The following is a 13,105-nucleotide window of genomic DNA, read 5'->3' as shown; positions in this document are numbered from 1 at the left end:
ACGGCGGCCATGGAGGAGTGAGATGAGGAGCAGCAACCCGGTCTTCTCGCGACGGGGGTTCAGCCGCGACAACGGCTATGCGGGCTTCAACGCGCAGCAGCCGCAGGCCGGGGGCCCCGCCGCTGGAACGAACCCGTACGCGACGAACCCGTACGCGACCAACCCGTACGCCCAGGACGCCCAGCTCGGCGCCCCCGCACAGGCCCCGGCGCGCCCGGGTGCGATGACCATCGACGACGTGGTGTCGCGCACCGCGATGACGCTCGGTACGGTCTTCGTCACCGCGACGCTCGCCTGGTTCCTGCTGCCGGTCGACCCCGAGAACCTCGGCAAGTCGTACGGCATCGGCATCGGCGCGGCCCTCGTGGCCTTCGTCTTCGCGATGATCCAGTCCTTCAAGCGCAAGGCGTCCCCGGCGCTGATCCTGCTGTACGCGGCGTTCGAGGGCGTCTTCCTGGGCGTGATCTCCAACGCCGTCTCGACGTACGTCTCGCCCGGCGTCGTCCCGCAGGCGGTGCTCGGCACCATGGCGGTCTTCGCCGGTGTGCTGATCGCGTACAAGATGCGCTGGATCCGCGTCACCCGCCGCTTCTACGGCTTCGTGATGGCGGCCGCGCTCGGCTTCGTCCTGCTGATGGCGGTGAACCTGCTGTTCGCCGTGTTCGGCGGCGGTGACGGCCTCGGCTTCCGCAGTGGTGGCCTCGGTATCCTGTTCGGTGTCATCGGCATCATCCTCGGTGCCTGCTTCCTGGCCCTCGACTTCAAGCAGGTCGAGGACGGTGTCACCTACGGCGCTCCCCGAGAGGAGTCGTGGCTGGCCGCCTTCGGCCTCACCATGACGCTGGTGTGGATCTACCTGGAGTTCCTGCGACTGCTGTCGATCCTGCAGGGCGACGACTGATCGCTGTGACCGTACGAAGGGCCCGCCCGGCGATCGCCGGGCGGGCCCTTCGGCGTTGTCGGCGTTGTCGGCCGGCCGTCAGAGCAGCTTCCGGGCGGCCCGCCTCAGGTCGTACTCGTGGATGATCGCTTTGGCGTGTCCGTAACTGAGGTTGTGCTCGCCCCGGAGCCAGCTCACCTTCTCCTCGAAACGGACGAGGGAGGGGCCTTCCTCGACGGTGCGAAGCCAATCGGACACTTGCCGGCCTGTGCAGTGGGGAATGCGGGAGAGCAGATTTCGATGGGTCTCTTCGGAGAAGACTTGGGACATCGGCGCCTCCGGACGCTTTGCGCGTGTGCTCCTTCACGTCACCGTGCCTGAGCGTTCGCCCGTTGGCAACAGTTCCGTCGCGGCGCGTAGGGTCGCGGCGTGCTCGATACGACAGAACTGACCGCCGCCGTCGAACGCTTCGCCGACCGGCTGCGGGCCGCGCCGCAGAGCCGGCTCCAGCGGGGGGCGGCGGCCGAGGGACTGGCCCTGGCCAGGGAGTTGGCGCTGCGGGCCCAGCGGCTGGAGGCTCCGGACGCGCCGCCGCGGACCGTGCCGGACGCGGGGGTGTTCGTGGTCGCGGATCAGCTTGTGGTGGCCTGCAACGATTTGGCGGAAATTCTGCGAACGGCCCCGGCCGGCTCCCCGCTTCGGCAAGAGCTGCTGCGGCGGGAGCTGGACGAGGCCGTGGCGGCGGTGCGGCGGGCGGCGGCTACAGCGACGCTATGACGCGGTCGGCGAGGATGTAGACGTTCTCGGCGTCGGCGTCGCTGCCGCACGAGAAGGTCAGCGCGTACGCGCCGGACACCCCCGAACCACCCAGCAGGACGGGCGTCTCGCCCCTGCGCAGCGCCTCCGCGAGGCGCTCGGCGGTCTCCCGGTGGCCCGGCGTCATGCACAGGGTCGTGCCGTCGGCGAAGACGTACACGTCCAGGGTGCCGAGGGGGCCGGGCCGTACGTCGGTGAGCGCCGTGCGGGTCTCGGCGAGCTCCTCCAGGCGGGCCACGGTCCGCTCGTGGTCGGTGACGACCGGCGTCTGGACCGGGACGAAGTCGGGGTGCGAGGGGTGCCGGCGGCGGGCCGCGGCCAGCTCGGGGGAGTCTTCGGGGTAGGGGTTGTCGGTGATGCCGGGGATGTCGGGCAGCTCGGCGAGGGCGTCGAGGTCGTCGAGCCCGTCGGCGTACTCCGCGTACTCCGCGCTCAGGTCCATCGCGTCCATCGCCTCCAGGCCGGCGAAGTCCGCCTGCCGCGGGACGAAGAACGGGCCGTCCTCGCCCGGTCCGCCGGCCGTGGCGGCGCCGCCCAGCCCGGTCAGGCCACCCAGCCCGCCCAGCAGCGTCCCCGGCCCGTCGGTGGCGTCCCGCGCCTCCTGGGCGGCCCAGAACGCCCGCGCCTCGGCCAGCTCGCGCTCCCGCTCCTCGGCGAGGGCCTCGGCGACGGCCGTGCGTATGTCCTCGTTGGTGCGGGCATGGGGCACGGCGGGGGTGCGCTCGGCGGTGTTCGCGGCGGCGAGCTCCGTGCGCAGCGCGGTGACCTGCTTGCGCAGCCCGTGTGCGGCGTGCAGAGCAGCGGCGCCCACGGCCGTGGCGGTGGCCGTGGTCATCAGCAGGGCGAGAGACATGGCGCTCACTGACTTACTCCCGGTTTCAATCGATCCCCCGCACTTCCTACATCAGCTTGTCGTGCGCCCGCGCCCCCTGTCAGTGCATTACGTCACGAAATGGACAGGTCTTTTGTCTCGTGGTTTCCCGGGATCCACACGCTGACCTGCACAAACGAATCTCCCCCGGGAGATAGGTCACATCCTGGGGGAGATTCGGTCACGGCTGGGACGCGGTGCGGTTAGGAGAGCCGCTCGATGACCATGGCCATGCCCTGGCCGCCGCCGACGCACATGGTCTCCAGGCCGAACTGCTTGTCGTGGAACTGGAGGCTGTTGATCAGGGTGCCGGTGATACGGGCGCCGGTCATACCGAAGGGGTGGCCGACGGCGATGGCGCCACCGTTGACGTTCAGCTTCTCCAGCGGGATGTCCAGGTCGCGGTAGGACGGGATGACCTGGGCGGCGAACGCCTCGTTGATCTCGACCAGGTCGATGTCGCCGATGGTCAGCCCCGCGCGCCGCAGCGCCTGCTTGCTGGCCTCGACCGGACCGTAGCCCATGATCTCGGGGGAGAGGCCCGAGACACCCGTGGACACGATCCGGGCGAGCGGGGTCAGGCCCAGCTCCCGCGCCTTGGTGTCACTCATGATGACCAGCGCGGCGGCGCCGTCGTTGAGCGGGCAGCAGTTGCCGGCGGTGACGAGGCCGTCGGGGCGGAAGACCGGCTTCAGGCCCTGGACGCCCTCCATCGTCACGCCCGCACGCGGGCCGTCGTCCTTGGAGACGACGGTGCCGTCCGGGGTGGTGACCGGGGTGATCTCGCGCTCCCAGAAGCCGTTCTTGATGGCTTCCTCGGCGAGGTTCTGCGACCGGACGCCGAACTCGTCCATGTCCTGGCGGGTGACGCCCTTGAGGCGCGCCAGGTTCTCGGCGGTCTGGCCCATGGCGATGTACGCGTCCGGGATCAGCCCGTCCTCGCGCGGGTCGTGCCAGTCGGTGCCCTCCTGCTCGGCGCGGGCGGCGGTGCGGGCCTCGGCCTCGGCGAAGAGCGGGTTGTGGGTGTCGGGCAGGCTGTCGCTGTTGCCCTTCACGCTGCGGGACACCATCTCGACACCGGCGGAGATGAAGACGTCGCCCTCGCCCGCCTTGATGGCGTGCAGGGCCATGCGGGACGTCTGGAGCGACGAGGAGCAGTACCGGGTGATGGTGCAGCCCGGCAGGTGGTCCATGCCCATCTGCACGGCGACGATACGGCCCATGTTGTGCCCCTGCTCGCCGCCGGGCAGGCCACAGCCGAGCATCAGGTCGTCGATGTCACGCGGGTCGAGCTCGGGCACCTTGGCGAGCGCGGCCTGGATGATCGTGGCGGTCAGGTCGTCCGGCCGCAGGTCCTTGAGGGAGCCCTTGAAGGCCCGGCCGATGGGGGAGCGGGCGGCTGAGACGATCACGGCTTCGGGCATCACGGCTCCAGAGGGGCGAGGGGCAGGACTGAAAGGGAAGTTACCCGTACGTATGGCCTGGGTCATCGGGGCGGGCGTGTGATGCGGACCGCATTTCTAAGCGCTCGCTCAGCCCCCGGTCCGCCGCCCGCACCCGGTTCCTTCCCGAATCGAACGGTTTGACCCGTGGGGCCGCCGGGACGCACGGTTCCCCCGCCGGGGCCGCCGGGACGCGGCTCCCCGCCGGGGCCGTCCCGCACGCCACGGACCGGACCGGCGTCCGGTGCGGTGCGGCCACCGCCGGGGGCGCGGGCCGGACGCCGGCTGCGGGCCGGGAACGGGGGCTCGGGGCGGAGCCCACGGCCCCCGCGCGGGGCGTACCGCCCGGCGCGAGGGTCAGGGGCGGGCGTCCCGGAGGGGGGCGGGGTCCTGCACGGAGGGGAGGCGGCGACGCCGGCGGTGCTTGAGCAGGGCCCACGGGGCACGGGCGCCCGTGACCTCCGTACCGGCCTCCTCCACCGCCTCGGCCGCGGCCTTGGCGACCGGCAGCATGCCCTCCCGGCGGTCCGCCTCCAGCCGGTCCTGCTCCGGCCACAGGCCCAGGACGGCGCACAGGGTCGGGAGCACCGCCATCGCCGCCGTCGCGTACCCCTCGGCCGACGGGTGGTAGTTGTCGGCGCCGAACATCTCCCGAGGGTTCGCCGCGAACTCCGGCCCCAGCAGGTCACCCAGCGAGACCGTCCGGCCACCCTGCTCCACGACCACGATGGTCTGCGCCGCCGCCAGCTGGCGTGACACCCGCCGCGCCAGCCACCGCAGCGGCTGGTAGACCGGCTCGATGGTGCCCAGGTCGGGGCAGGTGCCGACCACCACCTCCGCACCCGCCGTACGGAGGCGGCGCACGGCCGTCGCGAGGTACCGCACCGACTGCGTCGCCGACATCCGGTGCGTCACGTCATTCGCACCGATCATGATCACGCACACATCGGGAATCCGCCCCGGATGGGCCAGCAGCAGCGCGACCTGCCGCTCCAGGTCGTCCGACCGGGCCCCCGGCAGCGCGACGTTCCGAAGCTCCACCGGGCGCTCGGCGACCGCGGCGAGCCCCGAGGCCAGCAACGCGCCGGGCGTCTGGCCCGCCCGGCGCACGCCCTGGCCCGCCGCCGTCGAATCACCCAGGAGAGCTAACCGCAGGGGCTCGGCGGCCCCCTCGTACCCCCGCCCGTACAGCCCGTCGGCCGCCGGTGGGAGGGGCGCCACCCCACCGCCCACCGAGCGTTTCGCCAGTCGCACCTCGGCCAGCAGCACCCCGACGGCCGCTGCCCCCAGCAGGCCGATGCTGCCGCCCCCGTACGCCGCACCGGCGGCGATCCGCCGTGCCACCCTCGCCCTCGACATAGGGGCAGCCACCTCCTTGTTGCCGTACACGAGTTAACTGCCCCGTACTCGACTCCGACTACGCATACGCTGGCGGCACCATTACGGAGACCCCGGAGATTACGGTGCAATACCACGACTCGATGATCAGCCTCGTCGGCAATACCCCGCTGGTGAAGCTCAACAGTGTGACCGAGGGCCTGCAGGCCACCGTCCTGGCCAAGGTCGAGTACTTCAACCCCGGCGGTTCGGTCAAGGACCGCATCGCCCTGCGCATGATCGAGGCTGCCGAGGAGAGCGGCGCCCTGAAGCCCGGCGGCACGATCGTCGAGCCCACGTCCGGCAACACGGGCGTCGGCCTGGCCATCGTGGCGCAGCAGAAGGGCTACAAGTGCATCTTCGTCTGCCCCGACAAGGTCTCGACCGACAAGATCAACGTGCTGCGGGCCTACGGCGCCGAGGTCGTCGTCTGCCCCACGGCCGTGGACCCCGAGCACCCGGACTCGTACTACAACGTCTCCGACCGCCTGGTGCGTGAGACGCCGGGCGCCTGGAAGCCGGACCAGTACTCCAACCCGAACAATCCCCGTTCGCACTACGAGACCACCGGTCCCGAGCTGTGGGACCAGACGGACGGGAAGATCACCCACTTCGTCGCGGGCGTCGGCACCGGCGGCACGATCACCGGCACCGGCCGTTACCTGAAGGAGGTCAGCGGCGGCAAGGTCCGCATCGTCGGCGCCGACCCCGAGGGCTCCGTGTACTCCGGCGGCTCCGGCCGCCCCTACCTGGTCGAGGGCGTCGGCGAGGACTTCTGGCCCAGCGCCTACGACCGGACCGTCACCGACGAGATCGTCGCCGTGTCGGACAAGGACTCCTTCCAGATGACCCGCCGCCTCGCCAAGGAGGAGGGCCTCCTCGTCGGCGGCTCCTGCGGCATGGCCGTCGTCGCGGCGCTCCGGGTCGCCGAGGGCCTGGGCCCCGACGACGTCGTGGTCGTCCTCCTGCCCGACAGCGGCAAGGGCTACCTGTCGAAGATCTTCAACGACGAGTGGATGGCCGACTACGGCTTCCTGGAGGAGGCCGGCCCGTCCGCCAGCGTGGGTGACGTCCTGCGCCACAAGGAGGGCGACATCCCCAAGCTCGTCCACATGCACCCCGAGGAGACGGTCGGCGAGGCCATCGACGTCCTGCGCGAGTACGGCGTCTCCCAGATGCCCATCGTGAAGCCCGGCGCCGGTCACCCCGACGTCATGGCCGCCGAGGTCGTCGGCTCGGTCGTCGAACGCGAGCTGCTGGACGCCCTGTTCACCAAGCGCGCCTCCCTCGACGACCCGCTCGACAAGCACATGAGCCCGCCGCTGCCCCAGGTCGGCTCGGGCGAGCCGGTCGCCGACCTCATGTCCGTCCTGGGCACGGCCGACGCGGCGATCGTGCTGGTCGAGGGCAAGCCGACCGGTGTGGTGAGCCGTCAGGACCTGCTCGCCTTCCTCGCGAAGGACGGCAAGTAGCCACAAGGGAACGGGGCTTCGTGCAATCGGTACGAGCACGACATGTAGTGGCAGCACCCGCTTAACACGTGTCGGGCATGGTGGTCTGTGTCGGCGTCACGGACCTCCGGAGCGGCTCCCGGAACCTCCTGATACGCCGCGGACGCGGAGACCGGCCCTGACCCGGGCCCGTGTCCCTCGCGGGGACCGCCGTCGTCCCGCCCCCCGGCAACGGGGGTGCGGCGGTCCCCGCGCACGATCCCCCGTCGCCCGGACGGCCCCCGTCCGCGTACCCCCGGCCGGCCGTACCGGGTCAGGTGTCCAGGACCCCGTCCCCGCCGCGCCGCAGCCGGGACACGCCCCGCAGCGAGTGCGCCGCGTTGACGCCGACTATGCCCGCCCAGGTGACTATCAGACCCTCCAGACCGGCGTTCGCGACACCGATCGCCGACAGCGGGACCGCGAGGATCAGCGAGACGATGGCGAAGCCGAAGCGCTCGCCGAAGTTCTCCCCGACCGCGGGGCCGCCGCCCGGGCGGGCGCCGCGGGCGACGATCATCTGCTGCTCGGCGATCTGGCGGCGGACACGGCGGTCGACCGTGGCGTCCAGGCGCTGCTCCACCTTCTCCAGGAACGACTCGACGAGGGCCGACTCGTACTCCGTCCCCAGTTCGCGGCGGGCCTGGAGGGTGGCGTCGAGCTCCTTTTCGAGCTCCGTGTCGCGGGCTTCCATGCCCCCAACGGTACGGATTCGGAGCCGTTGTGTCGGTGGGGCTAACCCCCGTCTCCGACCCCCTGGGCGCCCCCGGATTTCCCGTGCGGCTTGCCCGGCTGCATATCCTCATGCAGAGTCTTGGTTGACTGAATATTCGGGTCGGGAACGAGGGGGACGGGATGAGCGACAGCCCTGCCGCACGGCTGCAGGCGCTCTTCGAGGGGCACCGGCTGACGCCCACGCAGCGCCGGATCGCCCACTCGATGGTGCGGCGCGCCGGTGACGTACCGTTCCTGTCGAGCGTGGAGCTGGCCGAGCTGGCCGGCGTCAGCCAGCCGTCCGTCACCCGGTTCGCCGTGGCGCTCGGCTTCGACGGCTACCCGGCGCTGCGCAAGCACCTGCGCGAGGTCGCGCCCGCCGAGCCGGCCGGCGGCGCGGCCGACGACTCCACGTACAACGAGTACCAGCAGGCCGTGCTGGGCGAGATCGAGAACCTGCGCCACCTCGCCGAACTGCTCGCCGACCCCGAGCCGGTGGAGCGCGCCGGGCGGCTCCTGGCCTCCTCCCGGCCGCTGCCCGTGCTGGGACTGCGCGCCGCCTCCTCCCAGGCGCGCGGCTTCGCGTACTTCGCCGCCAAGGTCCACCCCGACGTACGGCTGCTCGACGAGGGCGGCACGATGCTCACCGACCGGATCGACGCGGCCGTGCGCGCGGGCGCCACCGTGCTGCTGTGCTTCGCGCTGCCCCGGCACCCCCGGGAAGTCGTGGACGCCCTCGCGTACGCGCGCGACGCCGGGCTGACCGTCGTGACGGTCGCCGACTCCGCGTTCGCCCCGGTCGCCAAGCACAGCGACCTGCTGCTCCCGGCGGCGGTCGGCACCGGACTCGCCTTCGACACGGCGTGCGCGCCGATGCTGCTGGGCCGGGTGCTGCTGGAGGCCATGTGCGACGGACTGCCCGACGCTCAGGCGCGGCTGGAGGAGTTCGACGCGGCGGCCGCGGCGCGGGGCCTGTTCGTGGAGTGACCCGCCGCACCGAGTCCTTTCCGGGCTTCTCAGGAGACTTTAAGGAAAGGGCGTTACCCTCCCGCCGCACCAAGACGGCCGTGAGACAGGGAGGCGGAAAGTGGCGCGTGGAGGGCAGGCGCTGGCGAGAGTTGCCGTGGTCGTACGGGCGGGGGCCGCGCCCCTGTGGTGGCCGGGACTGCTGGCCGCCGGGGCGGGGGCGCTGCTGCCCGGGCTCACCGGGCGGCGCATCGGACTGCTGACCGGGGCCGCGCTGTTCCTGGTGACCGCCGCCGTAGTGGCCCTGGCGCGGCGCGGGCGCTACACACGGCTCGCCGCACAGGCCACCAGGGCGGCGCGGGCGGACTTCCTCCAGGACCGGGCCGTGACGCTACGGGTGTGGCGGCGGGCCCACCGCTGGTGGCTGCTGGGCGCGTTCCTCACCGCCGTCGGCTCGTCGTTCGCGCTGCCCGGCGCGGGCGGGCTGTGGCTGGCGGGCGCGGGGGCCGGGCTGTGGCTGAAGGCCCTGTGGATCGGTCACCGGGAGCGTACCGAGGAGACCCTGTGGTGGGTGCGTACCGACTGGCTCGCCAAGGGGCCGGCCGGAAAGCCCGTCACGGCGTACCGGTCGACCGGGATCGCGGCGGGCGACGCCGCACCGGGCGGGGCGCGGCGTCGCTGAGCGCGCGTCAGACCTCCAGGTCCGCCTCGATCTTGCGGAGCTGGTGGCGTGCCATCGCCAGGTTCGCCCGGTCCTTGTCCAGTGCCAGGTAGAGGAACAGGCCGTTCTGGCCCCGCCCCTTCAGGAGCCGGATCAGGTGGTACTGCGTGCCCAGGGTGATCAGGACGTCCTCGATCTCCTCCTTCAGGCCGAGCATCTCCATGGTGCGCAGTTTGGCGCGTACGACGTCGGTGTTCCCCGCGGCGGCGACCGTCAGGTCGAGGTCCTTGCCGCCGCCGATCGTCCCGAGGGCCATGCCGCTGGTGTAGTCGACGAGGGCGGCGCCCAGGGCACCGTCGATGATCGTGGTGGCTTCCTTGAGGGCGGTCTCGGTGTTGGCCATGAGTGTCACGCTTCCTTCGGTTTGTGGGACGGGACGGGTGGAATGGCTTGTCGTGCGGGGGTGAGGGCGGACGCGGAGGCGGGCCCGTGCCGAGCCTCGCCGTCCGCCGTACGCCGGCGCAGGGCGCCGTCGACCAGTTCGCCGATGCGGGCGCTGGACCGCCGGGCCTCCAGGTGGAGCCGCCCCACGTTGATGCGGGGTTCGGCGAGGAGCGTCAGGACGGCGGACGTGCCGGCCGCGTACGTCGCGACGTAACCGTGTTCGCCACGGACCAGCAGCTCGCGGAAGCCGCCCTGCCCGGTGGCGTCGGTGAGCCGGAGCGCCACGCCGAGCGCGGCCGCGGTGAGCGCGGCGACACCCTCCGCGGCGTCCGCGTCCGCCGTGTCGCGGGCCAGGACCAGGCCGTCCGCGCTGGCGGCGAGCGCCCCGGTCACCTGCGGGACGCGGGCCCGCAGGCGTCTGAGCTCGCCGAGCACCTCGGCTTCGGCCGCCGTCATCAACTGTCTCCTCTCGCTCCTCTCGCTTCTTTCGGCGAGCTGTCGCAAGGCGCGCCTCATGAGCGTGTACGGGGCGTACGGGCGGTCACAGATGGGCCTCCAGGGCGTCACGGAGCCGGCGGAGCAGGGCGATGTCCGGGTCGGAAGCGGAGCCGACGGGGTAGTAGGGGGAGGTCTGGTACGGCGGCGGGTTCCGCGGGAGCACATCCGGTACGACCGTGCCCCGCACGACCGGTCCCGGCGCGACCGTGCCCCGCATGACGGGCTCCTGCGGCATCGGGTCCCGCACGACCGGCAGCGGCATCGGTTCCGGCGGGGTCGTCACCAGTCCGGCCGCGGCCAGCCGGCGGATCTCCAGCAGTGTGTGGAACGCGGGCCTGCCGACCGCCCAGGCGAGCTCCGCGGGGGTGCGGCGGCCGTCGGCGTGGGCCAGCAGGGCGCGTTGGCGGGCGGTGACCGACTGCCCGGGGGCGGCGGGCCGTGGGACGACGGGGGCGGCGTCGACGGCCGGGTAGGGCCACACGCTGTCGAGCAGCTCGCGCCGTCGCAGCGTCTCCCGCTCCACGTCGGCGGCGGACACGGGGCGTACGGCCTGCGCCCCGTCGACGGCGCCGTACTGGAAGCGGGCGGGGCCACGGCCGGGGGCGAGCGCGAAGAACGCCGCGTCGAACAGGGCGCCCAGGTGGCAGATCTCCAGTTCGCCCGGCGATATCCGGTCCTGGCGCCGCTGCCGGCCGCCCGCGGTCAGCAGGACGTCCGGTCCTGGCGCGATGGGGCTCTCCGCGTGCACGACCCGGCCGTCGACGAGGTAGAGCGTCCCGTGGTCCCGCAGCAGTGCCCCGGTGGCACGCTCGCGGGCGAGCCGCAGCAGCATCGGTGACACGACGGACCTGGTGGGGGCGGCGCCCGCCCCGGCGGTACGGGTGCTCATACCAGCACCAGCCGCTCGGCCAACTCCCGCAGCCGCAGCCGCGCGAGGGCGAGGTTCCCCGTGGACCGGTCCAGCCACAGGTGGAGGAACACACTGCTGTCGAACGTCGTCTCGACGAACCGCAGGACGTGGTAGCCGGTACGGGTGGTGACGATGACGTCCTCGACCGGCGGGGCATGGGGGTCCACGCCACCCGGCACCGCCGGGAGCAGGGCCGCCTCGCCGCTCGGCGCCGGTCTGCCGACGGGCACGCCCGTGGACGGGGCACCTGACCGCCCCGGCGCGTCCAGGGCCGCCGGGGCCGGGGCCGGCGGAAGGGCCAGGGGGAGGGCCTGGGGGGCCGGTACCCGGGGGTCCGCCGGTAAGGCGACGGGGGCGAACGACTCGTACTCCGCGGCCGCCCGGGCCAGTTCCGCCGTCTCCGCCGCCGTCGTCTCGTGGTCGCCCACGGGGGAATGGCCGGCCGTGCCGAGTGCGAGGCCACTGGTCCAGTCGACGAGTGCCGCCCCCAGCGCGCCCGGCAGGCTCATCGCTTCGCGCAGGCACTCGTCGATTCCGGGCACGCCGGCTCCCCTCCCAGATCCCCGTGGCGTCCAAGCTGTGACGGCGAGGTTACGCAACGTTCGCCCGCCTGGCGGGAGTTCTGGCATTTTCCAGAGGAACGTGCCCCTGAGGGGATAGGGTCGCCGGTTACGCCTCTCCGCGGGCGCGCATCACCACCTTGTTGAGCGCCCAGAGGACGATGCCGATCGCCACCAGCACCCCGGCCCGGATGTACACGTCCGCGTCCCGGTCGGCGAGCGGGCTGGCCAGGATCAGGGACGTGAGGGCACCGAGGACCGGCAGGGCCGTCGGCGTACGGAAGTGCTTGTGGGCGACCGGGTCGCGGCGCAGTACGAGCACCGCGATGTTGACCACCGCGAAGACGCACAGCAGCAGGAACGCCGTCGTGTCGCCCAGTCCCTCGATCTCCCCGGTCGAGACCAGTCCGATCGCCAGGAGCGACACGAAGACGATGCCGACGACGGGCGTGCGGCGCCGGGGCAGGACGCGGCCCATGGCCCGCGGCAGGATCCGTTCGTTGGCCATGCCGTAGCAGAGGCGCGAGGCCATCATGATGTTGATGAGCGCGGAGTTGGTGACGGCGAACAGCGCGATGAGCGCGAAGGCCTTGGGCGGGAAGTCGAGCCCGCCGGCCTTGACGACTTCCAGGAGCGGCCCGCTGGACTTCTCCAGGGTGCGGTGGTCGACCAGGAGCGACGAGACCAGCGCCACCAGGACGTAGATGGTGCCGGTGACCGCGACGCCCGTGAAGATCGCCCGGGGGAAGGTGCGGACCGGGTCCCGTGTCTCCTCGGCCATGTTGACCGAGTCCTCGAAGCCGACGAACGCGAAGAAGCCGAGCGCCGTGGCCCCCAATACGCTGGTGAGCAGCGCGTATCCGGTGCCGGTCGCCTGGAACTCGCCCAGCCGCGAGGGCTCACCGCCGCCCGTGAGGACCGCCCAGGCGCCGACGGCGAGGATGATCGCCAGACCCGTCAGTTCGACGACGGTGAGGACGACGTTCGTCTTCACGGACTCCGACACGCCCCGGAGGTTGAGCGCGGCGAGGGCGAGGATGAACAGAATCGCGACCAGGGTGGGCGGAATCACTCCTTCCGTGAACTCGGTGAGGTAGTCCCCGCTGAACGCGCGGGCGGCGGCGCTCGCGGACGACAGGCCCGAGCACATGACCATGAAGGCGACGATGAAGGTCAGGAAGGGGACCTTGAACGCCTTCTGGGTGTACAGGGCCGCCCCGGCGGCCTTGGGGTACTTGCCGACCAGTTCGACGTACGACGCCGCCGTCAGAACCGCGACGACGAAGCCGATCACGAACGGCAGCCAGAGCGCGCCCCCGACCTTTCCCGCCACCTTGCCGGTGGTGGCGTAGATACCGGTGCCCAGAATGTCGCCGATGACGAAGAGGATGAGCAGTTTCGGCCCGATGACCCGTTTGAGGGCCGGCTCCTCGTGAGCTCCCGCGGGCTGTTCCGTGGTGGTCATGGGAGGGTTCT

Annotated in this window: 15 protein-coding genes; 5 read left to right on the top strand and 10 right to left on the bottom strand. The window is 72.2% G+C overall.

What is annotated here, in order from left to right:
- The first annotated feature begins 22 nt into the window (after nt 1–22).
- On the top strand, nt 23–901 hold the full coding sequence (locus ACZ6C1_RS21245; RefSeq protein WP_469242691.1) for a Bax inhibitor-1/YccA family protein: 879 nt from the start codon (nt 23–25) through the stop codon (nt 899–901).
- Nucleotides 902–979: 78 nt separating this feature from the next.
- Here ACZ6C1_RS21245 and ACZ6C1_RS21240 read toward each other — a convergent pair whose 3' ends face one another.
- A complete protein-coding gene (locus ACZ6C1_RS21240) occupies nt 980–1,210 on the bottom strand; it encodes a DUF4287 domain-containing protein (RefSeq protein ID WP_469242690.1) in 231 nt (76 codons plus the stop codon).
- 99 nt (nt 1,211–1,309) lie between these two features.
- On the opposite strand from ACZ6C1_RS21240, the gene ACZ6C1_RS21235 reads away from it, so the two are divergent.
- Nucleotides 1,310–1,657: a hypothetical protein gene (locus tag ACZ6C1_RS21235; protein WP_469242689.1), complete on the top strand. Its 348-nt coding sequence runs from the start codon at nt 1,310–1,312 to the stop codon at nt 1,655–1,657.
- Here the strand turns inward: ACZ6C1_RS21235 and ACZ6C1_RS21230 are convergent.
- The 3 genes from ACZ6C1_RS21230 to ACZ6C1_RS21220 form a co-directional block, all read right to left on the bottom strand.
- The gene (locus ACZ6C1_RS21230; RefSeq protein WP_469242987.1) at nt 1,641–2,549 is read right to left on the bottom strand and encodes a hypothetical protein; all 909 of its coding nucleotides are present in this window, start codon (nt 2,547–2,549) and stop codon (nt 1,641–1,643) included. The genes ACZ6C1_RS21235 and ACZ6C1_RS21230 overlap by 17 nt on opposite strands.
- 221 nt (nt 2,550–2,770) lie before the next feature.
- Nucleotides 2,771–3,991, bottom strand: coding sequence for an acetyl-CoA C-acetyltransferase (locus ACZ6C1_RS21225; protein WP_469242688.1), 1,221 nt, complete (start codon nt 3,989–3,991; stop codon nt 2,771–2,773).
- Between the two features lie 375 nt (nt 3,992–4,366).
- Nucleotides 4,367–5,353: an SGNH/GDSL hydrolase family protein gene (locus ACZ6C1_RS21220; RefSeq protein WP_469242986.1), complete on the bottom strand. Its 987-nt coding sequence runs from the start codon at nt 5,351–5,353 to the stop codon at nt 4,367–4,369.
- A gap of 119 nt (nt 5,354–5,472) precedes the next feature.
- Here ACZ6C1_RS21220 and ACZ6C1_RS21215 point away from each other — a divergent pair, with 119 nt between their 5' ends.
- A complete protein-coding gene (locus ACZ6C1_RS21215) occupies nt 5,473–6,858 on the top strand; it encodes a cystathionine beta-synthase (protein ID WP_469242687.1) in 1,386 nt (461 codons plus the stop codon).
- Between the two features lie 292 nt (nt 6,859–7,150).
- Here ACZ6C1_RS21215 and ACZ6C1_RS21210 read toward each other — a convergent pair whose 3' ends face one another.
- A complete protein-coding gene (locus tag ACZ6C1_RS21210; RefSeq protein ID WP_469242686.1) occupies nt 7,151–7,570 on the bottom strand; it encodes a hypothetical protein in 420 nt (139 codons plus the stop codon).
- 161 nt (nt 7,571–7,731) lie between these two features.
- On the opposite strand from ACZ6C1_RS21210, the gene ACZ6C1_RS21205 reads away from it, so the two are divergent.
- A complete protein-coding gene (locus tag ACZ6C1_RS21205) occupies nt 7,732–8,577 on the top strand; it encodes a MurR/RpiR family transcriptional regulator (protein WP_469242685.1) in 846 nt (281 codons plus the stop codon).
- 100 nt (nt 8,578–8,677) lie between these two features.
- Entirely contained in the window at nt 8,678–9,238 is a 561-nt protein-coding gene (locus tag ACZ6C1_RS21200; protein WP_469242684.1) for a hypothetical protein, read from the top strand.
- A 7-nt stretch (nt 9,239–9,245) separates the two neighbouring features.
- On the opposite strand, the gene ACZ6C1_RS21195 is transcribed toward ACZ6C1_RS21200, so the two are convergent.
- From ACZ6C1_RS21195 to ACZ6C1_RS21175, 5 genes are all read right to left on the bottom strand, one after another.
- A complete protein-coding gene (locus ACZ6C1_RS21195) occupies nt 9,246–9,620 on the bottom strand; it encodes a hypothetical protein (protein ID WP_469242683.1) in 375 nt (124 codons plus the stop codon).
- A gap of 5 nt (nt 9,621–9,625) precedes the next feature.
- Complete coding sequence (locus tag ACZ6C1_RS21190; protein WP_469242682.1) at nt 9,626–10,177, bottom strand: roadblock/LC7 domain-containing protein; 552 nt, start codon at nt 10,175–10,177, stop codon at nt 9,626–9,628.
- Between the two features lie 25 nt (nt 10,178–10,202).
- Nucleotides 10,203–11,048 (bottom strand): transcriptional regulator, encoded by an 846-nt coding sequence (locus ACZ6C1_RS21185; protein WP_469242681.1) that lies wholly within the window; start codon nt 11,046–11,048, stop codon nt 10,203–10,205.
- Nucleotides 11,045–11,611 (bottom strand): hypothetical protein, encoded by a 567-nt coding sequence (locus tag ACZ6C1_RS21180; RefSeq protein ID WP_469242680.1) that lies wholly within the window; start codon nt 11,609–11,611, stop codon nt 11,045–11,047. Before ACZ6C1_RS21180 ends, ACZ6C1_RS21185 begins: the two co-directional genes overlap by 4 nt.
- Before the next feature lie 127 nt (nt 11,612–11,738).
- Nucleotides 11,739–13,094: an APC family permease gene (locus ACZ6C1_RS21175; RefSeq protein WP_469242679.1), complete on the bottom strand. Its 1,356-nt coding sequence runs from the start codon at nt 13,092–13,094 to the stop codon at nt 11,739–11,741.
- Nucleotides 13,095–13,105 lie beyond the last annotated feature (11 nt).

The organism is Streptomyces sp. NPDC041796 (assembly GCF_055590785.1).
This window is presented reverse-complemented; position numbering and strand designations above follow the sequence as displayed.

What these genes read in the sequence shown, in the direction of transcription:
- ACZ6C1_RS21195 (WP_469242683.1), bottom strand. Translation starts at nt 9,620, where the DNA reads ATGGCCAACACCGAGACCGCCCTCAAGGAAGCCACCACGATCATCGAC.
- ACZ6C1_RS21240 (WP_469242690.1), bottom strand. Translation starts at nt 1,210, where the DNA reads ATGTCCCAAGTCTTCTCCGAAGAGACCCATCGAAATCTGCTCTCCCGC.
- ACZ6C1_RS21210 (WP_469242686.1), bottom strand. Translation starts at nt 7,570, where the DNA reads ATGGAAGCCCGCGACACGGAGCTCGAAAAGGAGCTCGACGCCACCCTC.
- ACZ6C1_RS21245 (WP_469242691.1), top strand. Translation starts at nt 23, where the DNA reads ATGAGGAGCAGCAACCCGGTCTTCTCGCGACGGGGGTTCAGCCGCGAC.
- ACZ6C1_RS21225 (WP_469242688.1), bottom strand. Translation starts at nt 3,991, where the DNA reads ATGCCCGAAGCCGTGATCGTCTCAGCCGCCCGCTCCCCCATCGGCCGG.
- ACZ6C1_RS21230 (WP_469242987.1), bottom strand. Translation starts at nt 2,549, where the DNA reads ATGTCTCTCGCCCTGCTGATGACCACGGCCACCGCCACGGCCGTGGGC.
- ACZ6C1_RS21185 (WP_469242681.1), bottom strand. Translation starts at nt 11,048, where the DNA reads ATGAGCACCCGTACCGCCGGGGCGGGCGCCGCCCCCACCAGGTCCGTC.
- ACZ6C1_RS21205 (WP_469242685.1), top strand. Translation starts at nt 7,732, where the DNA reads ATGAGCGACAGCCCTGCCGCACGGCTGCAGGCGCTCTTCGAGGGGCAC.
- ACZ6C1_RS21175 (WP_469242679.1), bottom strand. Translation starts at nt 13,094, where the DNA reads ATGACCACCACGGAACAGCCCGCGGGAGCTCACGAGGAGCCGGCCCTC.
- ACZ6C1_RS21190 (WP_469242682.1), bottom strand. Translation starts at nt 10,177, where the DNA reads ATGAGGCGCGCCTTGCGACAGCTCGCCGAAAGAAGCGAGAGGAGCGAG.